The organism is Streptomyces sp. NPDC091972, from assembly GCF_044756385.1.
Lineage (GTDB): Bacteria > Actinomycetota > Actinomycetes > Streptomycetales > Streptomycetaceae > Streptomyces.
The window spans coordinates 180,823-197,134 of the sequence record NZ_JBIVSV010000007.1 but is presented as its reverse complement, the minus strand read 5'-3'; the positions used below and the strand labels follow the sequence as shown (position 1 = coordinate 197,134).

Annotated in this window: 20 protein-coding genes and 1 pseudogene; 13 read left to right on the top strand and 8 right to left on the bottom strand. The window is 71.2% G+C overall.

The features are described from left to right. Positions 1–23: 23 nt before the first annotated feature. Complete coding sequence (locus ACIQJT_RS22375; protein ID WP_402646031.1) at positions 24–356, top strand: DUF952 domain-containing protein; 333 nt, start codon at positions 24–26, stop codon at positions 354–356. Then, positions 353–595: a hypothetical protein gene (locus ACIQJT_RS22370; RefSeq protein ID WP_365463073.1), complete on the top strand. Its 243-nt coding sequence runs from the start codon at positions 353–355 to the stop codon at positions 593–595. The genes ACIQJT_RS22375 and ACIQJT_RS22370 overlap by 4 nt, the downstream gene beginning before the upstream one ends. Here ACIQJT_RS22370 and ACIQJT_RS22365 read toward each other — a convergent pair. Genes ACIQJT_RS22365 through ACIQJT_RS22355 form a run of 3 tightly spaced genes read right to left on the bottom strand, consistent with a single transcriptional unit; the run spans position 582 to position 2,163 of the window. Then, the gene (locus ACIQJT_RS22365; RefSeq protein WP_402646028.1) at positions 582–1,325 is read right to left on the bottom strand and encodes a VOC family protein; all 744 of its coding nucleotides are present in this window, start codon (positions 1,323–1,325) and stop codon (positions 582–584) included. The genes ACIQJT_RS22370 and ACIQJT_RS22365 overlap by 14 nt on opposite strands. 19 nt (positions 1,326–1,344) lie before the next feature. Beyond that, positions 1,345–1,758 (bottom strand): VOC family protein, encoded by a 414-nt coding sequence (locus ACIQJT_RS22360; RefSeq protein ID WP_365463079.1) that lies wholly within the window; start codon positions 1,756–1,758, stop codon positions 1,345–1,347. A 9-nt stretch (positions 1,759–1,767) separates the two neighbouring features. Further along, on the bottom strand, positions 1,768–2,163 hold the full coding sequence (locus ACIQJT_RS22355) for a helix-turn-helix transcriptional regulator (protein WP_053850400.1): 396 nt from the start codon (positions 2,161–2,163) through the stop codon (positions 1,768–1,770). 103 nt (positions 2,164–2,266) lie between these two features. Here ACIQJT_RS22355 and ACIQJT_RS22350 point away from each other — a divergent pair, with 103 nt between their 5' ends. The 5 genes and pseudogenes from ACIQJT_RS22350 to ACIQJT_RS22330 all read left to right on the top strand — a co-directional run bounded on the left by ACIQJT_RS22350 (position 2,267) and on the right by ACIQJT_RS22330 (position 6,812). Further along, positions 2,267–3,421 carry an anion permease gene (locus tag ACIQJT_RS22350; protein ID WP_402646023.1) on the top strand — a complete coding sequence of 385 codons (1,155 nt, stop codon included), beginning with the start codon at positions 2,267–2,269 and terminating at the stop codon, positions 3,419–3,421. Positions 3,422–3,440: 19 nt separating this feature from the next. Beyond that, a complete protein-coding gene (locus ACIQJT_RS22345; RefSeq protein ID WP_402646020.1) occupies positions 3,441–3,677 on the top strand; it encodes a hypothetical protein in 237 nt (78 codons plus the stop codon). A gap of 28 nt (positions 3,678–3,705) precedes the next feature. Further along, a pseudogene (locus ACIQJT_RS22340) lies at positions 3,706–4,123 on the top strand (hypothetical protein). Between the two features lie 125 nt (positions 4,124–4,248). After that, on the top strand, positions 4,249–6,012 hold the full coding sequence (locus ACIQJT_RS22335; protein WP_402646017.1) for an aminotransferase class I/II-fold pyridoxal phosphate-dependent enzyme: 1,764 nt from the start codon (positions 4,249–4,251) through the stop codon (positions 6,010–6,012). Beyond that, the gene (locus ACIQJT_RS22330) at positions 6,009–6,812 is read left to right on the top strand and encodes a phosphatidate cytidylyltransferase (protein WP_402646015.1); all 804 of its coding nucleotides are present in this window, start codon (positions 6,009–6,011) and stop codon (positions 6,810–6,812) included. Before ACIQJT_RS22335 ends, ACIQJT_RS22330 begins: the two co-directional genes overlap by 4 nt. Positions 6,813–6,905: 93 nt before the next feature. Here the strand turns inward: ACIQJT_RS22330 and sodN are convergent, their stop codons facing one another. Then, positions 6,906–7,301: a superoxide dismutase, Ni gene (gene sodN, locus ACIQJT_RS22325; protein WP_020136639.1), complete on the bottom strand. Its 396-nt coding sequence runs from the start codon at positions 7,299–7,301 to the stop codon at positions 6,906–6,908. Positions 7,302–7,446: 145 nt separating this feature from the next. On the opposite strand from sodN, the gene sodX reads away from it, so the two are divergent. Continuing rightward, positions 7,447–7,884, top strand: coding sequence for a nickel-type superoxide dismutase maturation protease (gene sodX / locus ACIQJT_RS22320; protein WP_053850411.1), 438 nt, complete (start codon positions 7,447–7,449; stop codon positions 7,882–7,884). Here sodX and ACIQJT_RS22315 read toward each other — a convergent pair. After that, a complete protein-coding gene (locus tag ACIQJT_RS22315) occupies positions 7,788–8,417 on the bottom strand; it encodes an ABATE domain-containing protein (RefSeq protein ID WP_053850405.1) in 630 nt (209 codons plus the stop codon). The genes sodX and ACIQJT_RS22315 overlap by 97 nt on opposite strands. A 98-nt stretch (positions 8,418–8,515) precedes the next feature. On the opposite strand from ACIQJT_RS22315, the gene ACIQJT_RS22310 reads away from it, so the two are divergent. After that, the gene (locus ACIQJT_RS22310; protein WP_402646013.1) at positions 8,516–9,274 is read left to right on the top strand and encodes a class I SAM-dependent methyltransferase; all 759 of its coding nucleotides are present in this window, start codon (positions 8,516–8,518) and stop codon (positions 9,272–9,274) included. Positions 9,275–9,345: 71 nt separating this feature from the next. Here ACIQJT_RS22310 and ACIQJT_RS22305 read toward each other — a convergent pair whose 3' ends face one another. From ACIQJT_RS22305 to ACIQJT_RS22295, 3 genes are read right to left on the bottom strand one after another with little or no spacing between them, the layout of a single operon-like run. After that, a complete protein-coding gene (locus tag ACIQJT_RS22305; protein WP_280849377.1) occupies positions 9,346–10,107 on the bottom strand; it encodes an amino acid ABC transporter ATP-binding protein in 762 nt (253 codons plus the stop codon). Next, positions 10,104–11,042, bottom strand: a complete 939-nt coding sequence (locus tag ACIQJT_RS22300) for an amino acid ABC transporter permease (protein ID WP_402646010.1) — start codon at positions 11,040–11,042, stop codon at positions 10,104–10,106. Before ACIQJT_RS22300 ends, ACIQJT_RS22305 begins: the two co-directional genes overlap by 4 nt. 30 nt (positions 11,043–11,072) lie before the next feature. After that, positions 11,073–12,035 (bottom strand): ABC transporter substrate-binding protein, encoded by a 963-nt coding sequence (locus ACIQJT_RS22295; RefSeq protein WP_402646007.1) that lies wholly within the window; start codon positions 12,033–12,035, stop codon positions 11,073–11,075. Positions 12,036–12,679: 644 nt separating this feature from the next. On the opposite strand from ACIQJT_RS22295, the gene ACIQJT_RS22290 reads away from it, so the two are divergent. The 4 genes from ACIQJT_RS22290 to ACIQJT_RS22275 all read left to right on the top strand — a co-directional run bounded on the left by ACIQJT_RS22290 (position 12,680) and on the right by ACIQJT_RS22275 (position 16,283). After that, positions 12,680–13,903, top strand: coding sequence for an NADP-dependent malic enzyme (locus ACIQJT_RS22290; protein WP_053850409.1), 1,224 nt, complete (start codon positions 12,680–12,682; stop codon positions 13,901–13,903). 537 nt (positions 13,904–14,440) lie between these two features. Next, on the top strand, positions 14,441–15,406 hold the full coding sequence (locus tag ACIQJT_RS22285) for a zinc-binding dehydrogenase (RefSeq protein ID WP_365461695.1): 966 nt from the start codon (positions 14,441–14,443) through the stop codon (positions 15,404–15,406). A gap of 104 nt (positions 15,407–15,510) precedes the next feature. Next, complete coding sequence (locus tag ACIQJT_RS22280; RefSeq protein WP_007384656.1) at positions 15,511–15,720, top strand: helix-turn-helix domain-containing protein; 210 nt, start codon at positions 15,511–15,513, stop codon at positions 15,718–15,720. Beyond that, a complete protein-coding gene (locus ACIQJT_RS22275) occupies positions 15,720–16,283 on the top strand; it encodes a Clp protease N-terminal domain-containing protein (RefSeq protein ID WP_365461697.1) in 564 nt (187 codons plus the stop codon). Before ACIQJT_RS22280 ends, ACIQJT_RS22275 begins: the two co-directional genes overlap by 1 nt. Positions 16,284–16,312: the final 29 nt, after the last annotated feature.

Below are 16,312 nucleotides of genomic sequence, written 5' to 3'. Positions count from 1 at the left end.
GGCTGAGGCCTTAACGTGACGGCATGTCCACACCCAGCCACATCGTGCACCTGACCGAACGCTCGCTCTGGGAGGAGGCCCGCGCCCGGGGCGCGTACGAGATCTCGACCCGCGGCCGCACCCTCCAGGAGGAGGGGTTCATCCACTGCTCGACGCGTGCGCAGCTGCCGTCCGTCGCGGCTTTCCTCTACGGCTCCTACGACGGCCCCGATGACCTGGTGCTGCTCGTCATCGACCCCGCCCGCCTCGACGTACCGCTGAAGTACGAGGCCCCCGAACCCGGTGCCGAGGAGTTCCCGCACATCTACGGGCCGCTCCCGGTGGCCGCGGTCGTGGACGTGGAGCCGTGGGGGTGAGCGGTCGCCGTCGGCCGTGGCTGTGGGCCGTGGCGGTCTGGGCGGCCCTCGTGGCCGTCGCGGGCGGGCTCACGCTCTGGCTCCAGGACTCGGCGGAGCCGCCGGGGCCGTACGGCTGGGAGGAGAGCAGTCCGACGCCCGAGCTGCCGGAGGGGTGGGAGAGCATGTGCCCCAGCCCCACCGCCGACCCCGACGGCGACCGGCTCGCGGTGGCCTGCGCGTTCATCACCTCCGGCTAGGCAGCCCGCCCGTCTCCGGGTCCCGTCCCGTCAGGCAGTACAGGCCGCCCGCCGGGTCCCGCATCACCGTCCAGCTTCCGCCCTCGGCCACGAACTCGGCGCCCAGCCGCTCGTGTTCGGCCCGCGTCACCCCGATGTCCGCGCAGGCCAGGTCCAGATGGGCGGAGGCGGGACGCTCCTCGCCGAGGCGCTGGAGGAGGATGCGGACCGGGAGACCGGCCGGCGGCTTCAGCACATGGAACTCGGGGAGCGAGCCCGGCAGCGACTCCCAGTCGGGCAACAGGGCGGCCCAGAAGGCGACTTCGGACTCGTGCAGGGAGGGCGGGACGTCCAGGCACACCTGGTCGAGGCGGCTGCCGCGGACGACCGGCGGGCGGGTCGACTGCCCGCGCCAGGGGTCGGCGCAGAACAACTGGCCGGCGGGGGAGCGCAGCACGACCAACGTGCCCTGATCGGCGACCACATGGGCGCCGAGCGCCTGCGCCGCCTGCGCGAACCTGCGTACGTCGTCGACGCAGAAGTCGAGATGGGCACCCCCGGGCCCCGAGGCGACGGCCTGCACCTTGACGCAGGCGTCGGTCCCGTCGGAAGGCACCAGCGTGACGAACTCCCGCCGCTCGCCACGGAACGCGGACAGACGGCTACCGGTGACACCGGTCCAGAAGTCGCAGGCCTGGGCGAAGCGGGCCACGGGCCGGTCCACGAAGGCGTAAGTCCAGCGGGTAGTCATGCGGTGATCGTAGGGGCCGTTACGTCGGCACCTCCATGAACCGCAGCATGTTCCCCGCCGGATCCCGGAACGCGCAGTCCCGCACCCCGTACGGCATGTCCGTCGGCTCCTGGACCACCTCGGCCCCCGACTCCCGCACGCGCGCGAACAACGCGTCGCAGTCGGTGGTGGTGAAGTTGACCGCCCGCAGCAGCCCCTTCGCCAGCAGGCGCGCCATCGCCTCCTTGTCCGCCGGGGAGGCGTCCGGGTCGGCGGCCGGCGGCTCCAGGACGATGTCCACGTCCGGCTGGAGCGGCGAGCCGACCGTCACCCAGCGCAGCCCCTCGTAGCCGACGTCGTTGCGCACCTCCATGCCCAGGACGTCCCGGTAGAACGCGATCGCCTTGTCGTGGTCGTCCACCGCGATGAAGCAGTTCTTGAGCTTGATGTCCATGGCCCCACGTTAGGCCCGCCGGGGCCGGGTGTGCCTGCGGACGACGCACGGCGGGATCCCGGCGGCCTCCTCGTGGGAGCGGGCCCGGTACGCGCTCGGTGTCTCGCCCACCAGCTCCGTGAACCGCGAGCTGAAGGAGCCCAGGGAGGTGCACCCCACGGCCATGCAGACCTCGGTGACGGACAGGTCGCCCCGCCGCAGCAGCGCCTTCGCGCGCTCGATGCGCCGGGTCATGAGATAGCCGTACGGCGTCTCACCGAACTCCGCGCGGAAGCTGCGCTGGAAGTGGCCCGGTGACATCAGCGCGGTGCGGGCGAGCGCGGGCACGTCGAGCGGCTCGGTGTACTCGCGGTCCATCCGGTCGCGTGCCTGCCGCAGCCGTACCAGGTCCTCGATGCTCACCATCACGCCAGCATCGCACGACGCCCACCGGCCGGGTGCGGGGACCTGGGACGGGCTTTGCCTGACGTTCTCCTGCCGTACGGAAGCTCTTGCTCCCATGGGAGGCATGGACCACATCACGTTCCTCGTGACGGTCGTCATCGTCACGGCCCTGGCCTTCGACTTCACCAACGGATTCCACGACACGGCCAACGCGATGGCGACCTCCATCGCGACCGGCGCGCTGAGGCCCAGGACCGCGGTCCTGGTGAGCGGCGTCCTGAACGTCGTGGGCGCCTTCCTGTCCACCGAGGTCGCCAGGACGATCTCCGGCGGCATCGTGGACGACGGACTGGTCACGCCCGGAATGATCTTCGCGGGGCTGGTCGGAGCGATCCTGTGGAACCTGCTGACCTGGCTGGTCGGCCTTCCGTCGAGCTCGTCGCACGCCCTGTTCGGCGGGCTCATCGGCGCCGTGTGGGTGGGCGCGGGCTCCCACGGGGTGCACTTCGACAAGGTCGTCGAGAAGATCCTGATCCCGGCGGTGGCGTCCCCGGTGGTGGCGGGCGTGGCGGCGCTGATCGCCACCTACCTCGCCTACCGGCTCACCGCCCGCGCCCGCAAGGACTCGGTGACCAAGGGGTTCCGGCTCGGTCAGATCGCCTCCGCGTCCCTCGTCTCCCTCGCGCACGGCACCAACGACGCCCAGAAGACCATGGGCGTCATCACGCTCACCCTCATCTCGGCCGGCGCGCTCGGCCACGACGCCGGTCCGCCCGTGTGGGTCGTCGCCGCCGCGGGCCTCGCGATCGGCCTCGGCACCTATCTCGGCGGCTGGCGGATCATCCGCACCATGGGCAAGGGCCTCACGGAGATCCAGTCCCCGCAGGGCTTCGCCGCGGAGACCGCCTCCACCACGGTCATCCTGACCTCCGCCCACCTCGGTTTCGCCCTGTCGACCACCCAGGTCGCCTCGGGCAGCATCCTCGGCGCGGGCCTCGGCCGGAGGCTGGCGGAGGTCCGCTGGGGCATCGCCGGACGCATGGTCGCGGCCTGGCTGATCACCCTGCCGGCGGCCGCGCTGGTCGGCGGCGTCTCCGCGAGCGCCGTGAAGCACGGCGGAAACCTCGGCACGGTCGTCGTCGCGCTCGCCGGTGCCGCCGTCGCCACGGGCATCGTGCTCGTCTCCCGCCGCAACCCGGTGAGCGCCCACAACGTCAACGACCACCACGAGGTCCCCGTCCGCAGCGCGGCGCCGACCCGCGTCGGCACGGCCGCCTGAGCCCCCTGGGAGTTCTGTCATGAGCATCGACTGGACCGCACTCGGCCAGGTCACCGCGGTGAGCGTCGGCGTCACCATCGCGGTGGTCGTGGTCTTCGCCCTCGGGGTACTCGGCCTCGCCCGTATCGAAGGGGCGAGGGAGGACGGCGGTCGTGGAACGTCCCCACTCGGCGTCGCCCAGTCCGGCCTGTGCTTCCTCGCCTGCGCGGCGGTGGTGGCGTACGGCATCCACCTGATCGTGCCGCAGTTCCACTGAACCACCGAGAGGAGAGGGGAGCAGCGCGGTGACCCCCCTGCTGACCGACCTGAAGGTCGACTACACCGACCCCGACGACCCCGTGCTCGTCCGCCCGGACGGCAGCCCGATCGACACCTGACGGGAGAACTACCCCTACGCGCACCGCATGGAGCGCAAGGAGTACGACTGGCACAAACGGCTCCAGCAGCCCCATGGACCTGGCCTCCCTGGAGCGCTGGGACGACTACACCGCCGCCAAGGTCGCCATGTTCCGTGAGACGGACACCCGGTTCGCGCCCTGGACGGTGGTCAAGAGCAACGACAAGAAGCGGGCCCGTGTCGAGGCCATGCGCACGGTGCCGGCCCGCTTCGACTACACCGACAAGGACGAGGAGGTCGTCGGCACGCCCGACCCGCGGATCGTGGGCGAGGCGGCGGGGCTGCTGGAGGCGGGCGAGGCATAGGGCCGATGCACACCGGGAGCGCGAACGCCTGAGTACCCGTACTCAGGCCGGTGGCGGTACTCGGCTCTGGCACGGGCGGCGCGGGTTTCCCATGATCAACCCACCCGCGTCGAAAGAGGTGCCCCATGGCTCGTGACCTGGAGCTGCGCACAGCCACTCCGGAGGATCTCGACTGGATCCACGAACTGCGTCACCGGGTGTACGCCCGGGAGCTGGGCCAGCACCCGCCGGATCCCGCCGGGCGGCTGCGCGACGGACTCGACGGTGACAACGTCTACCTCGTCGCGGCGCGCGGACCGGCCCGGATCGGCTTCGTCAGCCTGACCCCGCCCTGGGTGGGGCGGTTCGGCCTGGACAAGTACCTGACCCGCGAGGAGCTGCCGGTCCTGGCCGGCCACGATGTGTTCGAGGTGCGCATCCTCACCGTCGAGCCGCGCTGGCGCACCACCTCGGCGGCGCCCCTGCTGATGTACGCGGCGCTGCGCTGGATCGCCTCCCGCGGCGGGCGCCGGGTGGTGGCGATGGGGCGTACCGAGGTGCTCGACATGTACCGGGCCGTCGGCCTGCGCACGGTCGGCCGGACCGTCCGCGGCGGCGCCGTGACGTTCGAGGTGCTGACCGGCGGTGTGCCCGAACTGACGCGGCGGGCGCGGGAGCGGTACGGCAGCGCGCTGGAGCGGCTGCGGTCCGCGGTGGACTGGCGGCTGGACATGCCCTTCGCGCCCCGGCCGGACGGCTGCGAGCACGGCGGTGCCTCGTTCACCGCCCTCGGCACCGACTTCCGCACCCTGCACCGGCGGCGGGACATCGTCATGGCCGACGTGCTGGACGCCTGGTTCCCGCCGGCCCCCGGGGTGCGGGCGGCCCTCGCGGACGACCCGGCCTGGGCCGCCCGCACCTCGCCGCCGTCCGGCGCCGAGGGACTGTCGGAGCAGATCGCCACGGCCCGGGAGCTGCCCCCGGACACGCTGGCGGTGGGCGCCGGATCGTCCGACCTGATCTTCCGGGCGTTCGGCCGCAGGCTGACCCCGCGCAGCCGGGTGCTGCTGACCGACCCGTGCTACGGCGAGTACGCCCATGTCACGGAGCGGGTCGTCGGCTGCCGGGTGGACCGGTTCCCGCTGCGCCGCGAGGACGGCTGGCGGATCGACCCGGAGCGGCTCGCGGCCGCCGTCCACTCCGGTCGCTACGACCTCGTGGTGGTGGTCAACCCGAACAACCCCACCGGGCGGCACGCGCCCGCGGCCGGCCTGCGCGCGCTGATCGAGGCCGCGCCGGACCGCACGCACTGGTGGATCGACGAGGCCTACCTGGGCTACGTCGGCCTGGACGAGTCCCTGGCCGGCCTCGCCGCGACCGACCCCCGGGTGACCGTCTGCACCTCGCTGTCGAAGATGTACGCGCTGTCCGGCATGCGGGCCGCGTACGCCGTGGCCGAACCGTCCACCGCGGCGGAACTGCGCCGGTGGACCCCGCCCTGGACGGTCGGTCTCCCGGCCCAGATGGCCGCCGTGGCGGCGCTGCGCGACCCCGGGTACTACCGCGACCGCTGGCTCGCCACCCACACCCTGCGCCGACGGCTGGCCGCGGACCTGGCCGAGGCGGCCCCGGACGTGAGCGTCGAGGAGTCGGTGGCGAACTTCCTCTCCCTCACCCTGCCGCCGGGCGGACCGAGCGCCGCACGACTCGTCGACGAGTGCCGCCGTCACGGCGTGTACCTGCGCGACCTGTCGCCGCTGTCGCCGCGGTACGAGGGGCGCACCGTGCGCGTCGCGGTCCGGGACACCGCCGAGAACGCCCGCATCGTGGCGGCCTGCCGGGCCGCCCTGGACGTGCTGCGGCCGGCGCCCGCCGCGCTCGTGGCACGGCCCCTGGGCGCCGCCCGGTGACGAGCGTGGGTTCGCTGGCGCCCTACCTCGGTGGGGCGCTGGCCCTGGGCGGTGTCGCGGTGGCCGCGTCCGGGCGCCGCGAGCTGATGGTCCGGTGGTGCGCCTGGGCGGCCGGGGTGCCGCTGGTCACCCTGGCGTTCTGGTGGGGTGAGCCGGGTGCCGCGGCCGTCGCCGTCGTGGTCGGGGTGATCGCGGTGCTGGAGTTCGGCGGGCTGATGTCGCTCGGCCGGCTGGACCGTGCCGTGCTGGCAGCGGCCGTCACGGGCGTGGTGCTGACCGTCTGGCTGGCGCCCGGGGAGGTGCTCCGGGCCCTGGGCGCCGGGGCGCTGGCGGTGGCCGCGGTGCCGCTGCTGGGCGGCGACGCCGACCACGGTCTGCGCCGGCTCGGCGCCGGGCTGCTGGGGCTCGCCTGGCTGAGCGTGCCGGCCGCGCTGGTGCCGCTCGGGGCGGACGGGCTGGCGCTGTTCGTGGCGGTCTCGGTCGCCGACATCACCGCGTACTTCGCCGGGCGGCGGCTGGGCGGGCCCCGGCTGTCGCCGCTGTCACCGGCCAAGCGGTGGAGCGGGACGCTGGCCGGGGCGGCTGCCGGGCTCGGTGTGCTCGCCGTGCTGTCCGCGGCGAGCCCGCCCATGGCGGTCGCCGTGGTGGTCGGAGGGCCGGCCGGAGACCTGCTGGAGTCCATGGTCAAGCGAGGCGCGCGGGTCAAGGACGCCGGCCGCTGGCTGCCCGGCTCCGGCGGCCTGCTGGACCGGATCGACTCCCTGCTCGTCGCCCTGGCCGTGCTGCTCGTGCTGAGCTGACGAACCGGGGCACGCCCATGGGTGGTCCACGGAACGAGAAAGGGGCCCGTGCCGGCGTGCAGCCGGCCGAGCCCCTTCCCGCAGGCAGACGCCTCAGGCCTTCTTGGTCTCCCAGAAGATCTTGTCGATCTGGGCGATGTAGTCCAGAGCCTTCTGACCCGTGGCCGGGTCGGTCGACGCCTTGGCGGCCGAGAGGGCCTTGAGGGTGTCGTTGACGAGCTGGTGCAGCTCCGGGTACTTCTCGAAGTGCGGGGGCTTGAAGTAGTCGCTCCAGAGCACGGAGACGTGGTGCTTCGCGAGCTCGGCGCGCTGCTCCTTGATGACCGTGGCACGCGCCTGGAAGTGCGGGTCGTCGTTGGCGGCCATCTTCTCCTGCACGGCCTTCACCGACTCCGCCTCGATGCGGGCCTGGGCCGGGTCGTACACACCGCAGGGCAGGTCGCAGTGTGCGCTGACCTTGACCTTGGGGGCAAACAGGCGGGAAAGCATGAAGCGTTCCTTCCTCGTGATCGTCTTCTCAGGTGCGACATTACTCCCTGCGAGAGGCGAAATCGCGGGTGCCCCCATGGGCTTAGGACAAAAGTCCGGGGTCAGACTGAGACTGGTGGACGAACGTACCGGGGAGGTGCCGGGGATGCCGGAGCTGTCGCAGGAGACCGAGCGGGAGAGGTCGTTGCTGCCCTTCGTGGGGGTGGCCGAGGTGACCGGGCCGTCGATGGTGCCCACGCTCCGGCACGGGGACCGGCTCGTCGTGCACTGGGGGGCGCGGGTCGTCCCCGGCGACATCGTGGTCCTGCGGCATCCGTTCCAGCAGGACCTGCTCGTCGTCAAGCGGGCCGTGGAGCGGCGCGAGGGCGGCTGGTGGGTGCTCGGGGACAACGCGTTCGCGGGCGGCGACAGCACGGACTACGGCGTCGTACCGGAGGAGCTCGTGCTGGGCAAGGCCCGGCTCCGGTACCGGCCGCTCACGTCCGCTCAGCGCTCCCCGCTGGCCGCCGTGCGCTGGGCGCTGTCCGCGGTGCGGCCCGTCTTCCCGGACCGGTCGGCCTCCAGGCGTTTGCGGGCCCGGTAGGCGGCCACGTTGGCGCGGGTGGCGCACCGGTCGGAGCAGTAGCGGCGGGAGCGGTTCGTCGAGGTGTCGAGGTAGGCGTTGCGGCAGGGTGCGGCCTCGCACAGGCCCAGCCGGTCCACGCCGTACTCGGTGAGGTGGAACGCCAGGCCCATCGCCGCGATCGCCGCGTACCCGGCGGTGGCGTTGGACGGGTGGTCCGCCAGGTGCATGTGCCACAGCGGGCGGCCGTCGTCGTCGCGGAAGTCGTGCCCGGAGATCTGGGGGCTGACGGGGAACTCCAGCAGGAGCGAGTTCAGCAGGTCCACGGCGAGCGTCTCCTCGCCCTCGTCCGCCGCCTCGAAGACCGACCGCAGCCGGGCCCGCACCGAACGGAACCGGGTGACGTCGGCCTCGGTGGCGCGCCGGGCGCCGGTGCCGTTGCCGCCGAACAGGTCGCGGACCGCCTCCACCGAGGTCAGTGTGTCCTTGCCCCGGGCCGGGTCCTCGCTGTTGACCAGACGTACGGCGTAGTCCGAGTAATAGGCCAGTTCCACTTGTAGTCCTTACGGAGGCGTTCTATCGTCGTGGTGCGGTCGGGTAAGAGCTGATCGTGCTTCCAGGGTATTACGACAACGAGTGGACAGGGGGCTCCATGACGACCGGTGTCGGAACCGACTGGCAGGCCTGGCAGGAGAGCTGGGACCGCCAGCAGGAGTGGTACATGCCGGACCGCGAGGAGCGGTTCCGGGTCATGCTGGACATGGTCGAGGCACTCGTCGGACCCCGGCCGCGCGTGCTCGACCTCGCGTGCGGCACGGGAACCATCACGGCCCGGCTGCTCGCCCGGTTCCCCGAGGCCACCAGCACCGGCGTCGACCTCGACCCGGCGCTCCTCACCATCGCCGAGGGCACGTTCGGGGACGACGAGCGGGTCACGCTCGTGACGGCCGACCTCAAGGACCCCGACTGGCCCGCCCGCCTGCCGCACGACTCCTACGACGCCGTGCTGACCGCCACGGCCCTGCACTGGCTGCACAGCGAACCCCTCGCGGACCTCTACGGCCGGATCGCCGGACTCGTCCGCGACGGCGGCGTCTTCATGAACGCCGACCACATGATCGACGAGACCACGCCCCGGATCAACGCGGCCGAACGCGCGCAGCGCCACGCACATATGGACCGCGCCAAGCGGGACGGCGCCCTCGACTGGGCCGCGTGGTGGCAGCTCGCCGCCGAGGACCCCGTCCTCGCCGGACCGACGGCCCGCCGCTTCGAGATCTACGGCGAGCACGCCGACGGGGACATGCCGTCCGCCGCCTGGCACGCGCGCGTGCTGCGCGAGAAGGGCTTCGCGGAGGCCCGGCCGGTGTGGTGCTCGCCCTCGGACACCCTGCTGCTCGCGCTCAAGTAGGCGCACGCGAAAGGGGCGGTACGGGAGTCCCGTACCGCCCCTTCGACGTCGTACCGCCCGAGGGCCCTCGGCTAGAGGACCTTCGACAGGAACGCCTGGGTGCGCTCGTGCTGCGGGTTCGTCAGGACCTCGCGGGGGTCGCCGGACTCGACGACCACGCCGCCGTCCATGAAGACCAGGCTGTCGCCCACCTCGCGGGCGAAGCCCATCTCGTGGGTGACGACGACCATCGTCATGCCGGACTCGGCGAGGTCGCGCATGACGTCGAGGACGTCACCGACCAGCTCCGGGTCGAGGGCCGAGGTCGGCTCGTCGAAGAGCATCAGCTTCGGCTCCATCGCGAGCGCCCGGGCGATGGCGACGCGCTGCTGCTGGCCGCCGGAGAGCTGCGCTGGGTAGCTGCCCGCCTTGTCGGCGAGGCCCACCCGGTCCAGCAGCTCCCGCGCGCGCTCCCGGGCCTGCGCCCGGCTCGCGCCCTTGACCTGGACCGGCGCCTCCATGACGTTCTCGACGGCCGTCATGTGCGGGAACAGGTTGAACCGCTGGAACACCATGCCGATGTCCCGGCGTTGCAGCGCGACCTCGCTGTCCTTGAGCTCGTACAGCTTGTCGCCCTTCTGGCGGTAGCCGACCAGCTCGCCGTCGACGTAGAGCCGGCCGGCGTTGATCTTCTCCAGGTGGTTGATGCACCTGAGGAAGGTCGACTTGCCGGAGCCCGAGGGGCCGATGAGGCAGAAGACCTCGCCCTGCTTGACCTCCAGGTCGATGCCCTTGAGGACCTCGACCAGGCCGTACGACTTGTGGACGCCCTCGGCCTTCACCATGGCGGTCATGCCGCACCCCCCTGGCTCCGGAGCGACAGCAGGTTCGCCCTGATCTTCTGGAACGGCGTCGCCGGCAGGTTCCGGGACGAACCGCGGGCGAAACGGCGCTCCAGGTAGTACTGGAAGACACTGAACACGCTGGTCATGACCAGGTACCAGATGGACGCCACGAACAGCATCTCCATCACGGCGTACGAGGTCGAGCCGATCGTCGAGGTGGCGCGCAGCAGTTCGTTGTACGTGACCGCGTACACCAGCGACGAGGTCTTCAGCATGTTGATGAACTCGTTGCCGGTCGGCGGCACGATCACCCGCATCGCCTGCGGGATCACGATCCGGCGCAGCGTCTTGCCGTGGCTCATGCCGAGCGCGTGCGCGGCCTCCGTCTGGCCCTCGTCGACGGCCATCAGACCGGCGCGGCAGATCTCCGCCATGTACGCGGCCTCGTTCAGGCCGAGACCCAGCAGGGCGCACATGAACGGGGTCATGACGTCCGTCATCTCGTCCTTGTAGATCGGACCGAGATTCAGCATCGGGAAGATCAGCGCCAGGTTGAACCACAGCAGGAGCTGGACGTAGACCGGCGTCCCGCGGAAGAACCAGATGTAGGCCCAGGCCACCCAGCTCGTCACCGGGTTCTTGGAGAGCCGCATGACGGCCAGCAGGACGCCGAGGACCACGCCCACGATCATCGCGAGGACGCTGATCAGCAGGGTGCGGCCGGCGCCCGCGAGGACCGTGGAGTCGAACAGCTTGTCGCCGACCGCGCTCCACTGGATCTTCTCGGCGGTGGCGAACGCGTTGACCAGCAGGGCCACCAGGGCCAGGACGACGACGGCGCTGACGTAGCGGCCGTAGTGGCGGACCGGGATGGCCTTGATGGTCTCGGGGGCGGCGGCCGCCGGTGGCGTGTCCGCCGGCCCCTTGTCGATCTTGTCAGTCACAGTGACTGCCCTTCGGTGGTGCGGGGTCCGTCACTTGCCGCCGTTGACCGCGGCCTTGTCGATGGCGCCGGTCTCGGCGCCCCACTTCTCCAGCACCTTCTTGTAGGTGCCGTCCTCGATGATGGCGTTCACGGCCGCCTCCAGGGCGCTCGTGAGCTCCTTGTTGTCCTTGTTCACGGCGATGCCGAACGGACCGGCGTCGACCTGCTCGCCGACGACCTCGAAGGCGTTGCCGCCGTCCGCCTTGCGGGCGAGGTCCACGGCGACCGGGTAGTCGTTGACGCCCGCGACGGCGCCGCCCGACTTCACGCGGGTCTGGGCCTCGGTGTCGTTGTCGAAGGACTCGATGTCGAGCTTCTTCTTGCCGTCCTTCGTGCACGCCGCGGACTGCTTCTGCAGGGCCTGCTCGTAGGTCGTGCCGCGCTGCACGGCGACCTTCTGGCCGCAGAGGTCCTCGATCGAGCCGATCTTCTTCGGGTTGCCCTTCTGGACGTAGATGGCGGTGCCGGCCGTGAAGTAGTCGACGAAGTCGACGCCAGGGCCGAGCTTCTTGCCGTCCTCGTCCAGGCCCTCCTGGCGCGCCTTGGTGTCCGTGATGGAGGACATGGCGACGTCGTAGCGCCCGGAGTTCAGGGAGCTGATCAGGCCGTCGAAGGAGCCCGAGGTGAACTGGAACTCCACGCCCAGCTGCTTGCCCAGCGCGGCCGCGATGTCGGGGTCGACACCGACGATCTTGCCGCCCTCCTGGTACTCCATGGGGGCGTACTCGGCATTGGTGCCGACCTTGATGACGCCGGCCTTCTGGATCTTCGCGGGCAGCTTGTCGAACAGCGGGGCGCTGCTGGACGAGGCGGATTCCTTGGTGCTGCTGCCGCCGCTGTCCGTCTGGTCACCGCAGCCGGTGAGAATCAGGGCGCCTGCGACCGCGATCGCACCTACCGCGGCTGTCCTGGTGCGCGCGGCGGTCGTACGACGGGTGGAGCTTGCGGTCATGGTGGGTTCCTCCGGCGGATGGGTGGAGTTGCCGATGGGCGGGGCGGCTGCCGAACGGGCCGGCAGCGCTGCCGTCATTCCTCAGGTCGACGAGAGCACACGCCTTCGAGTGTCGCGACCTCGTGTGATGACGGCATCTTGCCATTCGGACTGGACCATTCAGGGGGCCGGTCATGTCAAAATCGGATAACGGGTGACCCCCGAACCGCCGCATGTCCGTACATCACGACCGGACCATCTGCGGGAATCTGGCATTCCGGCCGGAAGATCTCCGGTGCCGGCGGGGTAGCGGATGACCTGCCCCGGCGCATCCGCCGCCGTGAGAGCGGCTCCGCGGTGATCGTCAAGGGCCCGCTGACGGTTTGTCCGGCCGGCGTTCCATGATTCATGTCACCGGCCTCCGGTGATCGATGATCGATTTCCGTTCCGGCATGTGACCTTGGACGTATTGGACTCGTCCTCGGCGCCGGTCGTCCGGTAAGAAGGTTCTTTACACCCCTCATCCGGGGCTCAGGGCGCGTGTGCGGCGCGCCCGTCGCGACCGGCCCGTACGCATCAGTGACCAGGGCCGTGCGCGGTGCCCGCCCACTTCTCAACCAGGAGTGGCCACCCTCAAACCATGAAGACCTAAGGGGTAAGACAAAGTGGCAGCGGAGATCGTCAATCCTCGCAGCGACAGCGATACGGGACAGGACGGAGGGGCGGAGCCCCTCGATTCCTTCGACCCCGCGTTCGCGCTGCACCGCGGCGGCAAGATGGCCGTGCAGGCCACCGTGCCGGTCCGTGACAAGGACGACCTGTCCCTCGCGTACACGCCCGGCGTGGCGAAAGTGTGCAGCGCCATCGCCGAGCAGCCGGAACTCGTCCACGACTACACATGGAAGTCGTCGGTCGTCGCCGTCGTGACGGACGGTACGGCCGTGCTGGGCCTCGGTGACATCGGGCCCGAAGCCTCCCTCCCGGTGATGGAGGGCAAGGCCATCCTGTTCAAGCAGTTCGGCGGGGTGGACGCGGTTCCGCTCGCGCTGGCCTGCACCGACGTCGACGAGATCATCGAGACCGTGGTCCGTCTCGCCCCGTCCTTCGGCGGCGTGAACCTCGAGGACATCTCGGCTCCCCGGTGCTTCGAGATCGAGCGGCGGCTCCAGGAGCGGCTCGACATTCCCGTCTTCCACGACGACCAGCACGGGACCGCGGTCGTGACGCTGGCCGCCCTGCGGAACGCCGCGCGGCTGAGCGGGCGGTCCATCGGAGATCTTCGTGCGGTGATCTCCGGTGCGGGCGCCGCGGGCGTGGCCATCGCCAAGATGCTCGTCGAGGCGGGCATCGGGGACGTCGCCGTCGCGGACCGGCGCGGTGTGGTGTCCGCTGACCGGGACGACCTCACGTCCGTGAAGCGGGAGCTCGCCGGGTTCACGAACAAGGCGGGGCTGTCCGGGTCGCTGGAGGACGCGCTCGCGGGCGCGGACGTCTTCATCGGCGTGTCCGGCGGTACGGTCGCGGAGTCCGCGGTCGCCTCGATGGCGGAGGGGGCCTTCGTGTTCGCGATGGCCAACCCGAACCCCGAGGTGCACCCCGATGTCGCGCACAAGTACGCGGCCGTGGTGGCGACCGGGCGGTCCGACTTCCCGAACCAGATCAACAACGTGCTGGCGTTCCCGGGCATCTTCGCGGGGGCGCTCCAGGTGCGGGCCTCGCGGATCACGGAGGGCATGAAGATCGCGGCGGCGGAGGCGCTGGCGGCGGTCGTCGGTGACGATCTCGCGGCGGACTACGTGATCCCGTCCCCGTTCGACGACCGGGTGGCGCCTGCGGTCACGGCGGCGGTCGCTGCGGCGGCTCGGGCGGAGGGGGTCGCTCGCCGCTGAGGCGGTTGTGGGTGTGGTGGTCCCGTCCGGGTTCGTTTCCGGGCGGGGCCATTTTTTGCCTTGGGGTGGGGCTGGTGGGGTGACGGTGGTTGTGGGTCTGCGGTTGGGTGGGGGTCTGCGGCTGGGTGGGGGCGGGCGTTTTGCGCAGTTCCCCGCGCCCCTGATGCCTGCGGCGGCCCCTCGCTGCCCGGTGGGGGTTCGTGTAGCGCATACGGTCCGGTGGGTGGGTCGGTGCCGGGGTGGGGGGTATCCGTCCTCGGTCCGGCGGCTCGGTCGCTGATTTAGTGCTCGGTAACGGACGCCGGCCGCTGCGGGCGGACACCCCCCACCCCGTCCCCTGCGCGCCGTCCGCGTCTGCACGAGCGTCCACATGACCCACTTAGGGGCGCGGGGAACTGCGCGACCAGCCCCCACCGGCCCGCAGCCGTCTGACTACCTGGCCCGGTGCGCCCCCATGGACGCACCGTTTTGCAAGAGGGCATGTGTCACAACGTGGCCCGGTTCCGTGGGTCGTCGGCGGACCCTATCGTCAAGGTCATGTTCGCTGTCTATGCCGCCCGAATCGACCGCGACAACCCGCTCTCGGGACTGGAGTCGGGGGAGCGCCCCGCCCCCGAAGCCCGCCCGGGTTGGAGCGTCGTCGACGTCAAGGCCGCTTCCCTCAATCACCATGACCTCTGGTCCCTGCGCGGCGTGGGCCTCGCGGAGGACAAGCTTCCGATGATCCTCGGCTGTGACGCCGCCGGTGTCGACGAGGACGGCAACGAGGTCGTCCTGCACTCCGTCATCGGACAGAGCGGGCACGGGGTCGGCCCCAAGGAGCCGCGGTCCATCCTCACCGAGCGCTACCAGGGGACCTTCGCCGAGCAGGTGGCCGTGCCGACCTGGAACGTCCTGCCCAAGCCCAAGGAGCTGTCCTTCGCGGAGGCCGCCTGTCTGCCCACGGCCTGGCTGACGGCGTACCGCATGCTGTTCACCAACGCGGGTGTGCGCCCCGGTGACTCCGTGCTGGTGCAGGGCGCCGGCGGTGGTGTCGCCACGGCCGCCATCGTGCTGGGGAAGGCCGCGGGGCTGCGGGTCTTCGCCACGAGCCGGGACGAGGCCAAGCGGAAGCGTGCGATGGAGCTCGGGGCCGTGGAGGCGCTGGAGTCGGGTGCGCGGCTGCCGCAACGGGTGGACGCCGTCATCGAGACCGTGGGGGCGGCCACCTGGTCGCACTCCGTGAAGTCGCTCAGGCCCGGCGGCACGCTGGTCATCTCCGGTGCCACGAGCGGTGACCGTCCCTCGCACGCCGAACTGACCCGGATCTTCTTCCTGGAGCTCAAGGTCGTGGGCTCGACCATGGGGACCAAGGACGAGCTGGAGGATCTGCTCTCGTTCTGCGCCGCCACCGGGGTGCGGCCCGTCATCGACGAGGTGCTGCCCATGGACCGGGCCCGTGAGGGGTTCGAACGGGTCGCGTCCGGTGAGCAGTTCGGGAAGGTCGTGCTCACGAACGACTGATTCTCTTCCACTCTTTTTGTCGACGGTCGGTCCGGGTTCGGGCCGGCCGTCGCTGTTTGTCAACTGTGGTTGACGAGCCGGTCTTGTCAACGTAAGTTGACATCATGACCGAAGCAACGGATCTCGCCGAGCGTGCCGGTGATCGCGATCCCCGGGTCGGACTGCGCGCCGTCGCCGCACTGCGCAGGCTGCTGGAGCAGCTCGAGTCGGTGCAGGTGCGCAGTGCGCGCAATCAGGGCTGGTCGTGGCAGGAGATCGCCGCGGAACTCGGAGTGAGCAGGCAGGCCGTGCACAAGAAGTACGGGAGGCATTGATGTTCGAGCGGCTCACGAAGAACGCCCGGGCAGTGGTCGTGGGCGCCGTCGAGCATGCCGAGGCGGTGGGGGCGGGGTCCGTGGACGCCGAGCATCTGCTGCTCGCGCTGCTGGACCGGGAGGCCAGTCGGGCCTCCTTCGCGCTGGCCGCCCTCGGACTCGCCGAGCGCCAGGGCGCGGTGCGGGAGGCGCTGGGTGAGGCGCGACGCCGGGCCGGACTGTCCCAGGCGGACGCCGAGGCGCTGGCCGGCCTCGGGATCGACGTCTCGGAGATCGTCGCCCGGGTGGAGGAGGTGCACGGGGTCGGAGCGATGTCCGGCGACCGCAAGAGCAAGGGCTGGTGGTCCGGGCGGCGCTCCTTCGGACGGGACGCCAAGGAGATCCTGGAGAAGGCGCTGCGGATCGCCGTGGCCCGGCGGGACCGCCATGTCGGCGACGAGCACATCCTGCTGGCGTTGACGGTCAGGCCGGGTGTGCCCGGGGAGGTTCTCGCCGACCACGGGGTGACCTATGCGTCGGTCGTGCGCGTCCTCTACGGCGAGGGGGAGGCGAAGGCCGGCTGAGTGAGGGCCGGTTGCGTGAGGGCTGGTTG